Source organism: Phenylobacterium sp. (assembly GCF_036963605.1).
In the GTDB taxonomy this organism is placed as follows: domain Bacteria; phylum Pseudomonadota; class Alphaproteobacteria; order Caulobacterales; family Caulobacteraceae; genus Phenylobacterium.
This window is the reverse complement of the sequence record NZ_JBALUY010000151.1, coordinates 1-613: the sequence shown is the minus strand read 5'-3', so window position 1 is coordinate 613 and position 613 is coordinate 1. Positions and strand designations below refer to the sequence as shown.

The window sequence follows — 613 nt, the reverse complement described above, 5'->3', positions numbered from 1 at the left end:
GGGCCCTTGGTGACGGCCCAGCTTTTGAGGACGCCGTCCAGCTCAAGGCGGAAGTCGTAGTGCAGGCGGGTCGCGTCATGCTTCTGGATGACGAAAGAGAGGTTCGAGGCCTTTGCGGATTTCTTCCTCTTCGCGCCTGTCTTGCCGCTCGGTTCGGGGGTGCGCGAGAAGTCGCGCATCTCGCGGTTTTTCTTCAGCGTGTCCGTGCCACTGCGCGCCATCGGGATCAGGCTGCCTTGTCAGATTTCGATTTCGACTTCGATTTGGGCGCGGCCTTCTTCTTCGTGCCGGTCTTGTTCTTTCCGACGCTCTTCTTCAGCGCGTCCATGAGGTCGACGACCTTGCCGCCGCCGCTGCTGGACGTGCCGTCGGAGGAGGTGTCTTCGCTGACCGCGCCTTCATCCTTCTTCTCCTTGATGAGGTCGCGCAGGGCGTCGGCATATTTCGACTTGAAGGCGTCCGGCTTGAAAGGGGCGGCCTTGCGCCCGATAAGCTCGCCGGCAAGGTCGAGCATTTCCTTGTCGGGCTTTATCTCCGGGATGTCGTCGAAGATCTTGTCGCTTTCCCTGATCTCCTCGGCATAGCGCAGCGTTTCGAGTAGCAGGCCGTCGCC

At 61.0% G+C, this 613-nt stretch carries 1 protein-coding gene and 1 pseudogene; both read right to left on the bottom strand.

Annotation, left to right across the window (positions count from 1 at the left end; all coding sequences use genetic code 11):
- Positions 1-221: DNA polymerase ligase N-terminal domain-containing protein (locus V7702_RS16800; protein WP_335651217.1), on the bottom strand; the 221-nt coding region annotated here is incomplete at its 3' end.
- Between the two features lie 5 nt (positions 222-226).
- A pseudogene (locus V7702_RS16795) lies at positions 227-613 on the bottom strand (Ku protein); the annotation flags it as partial.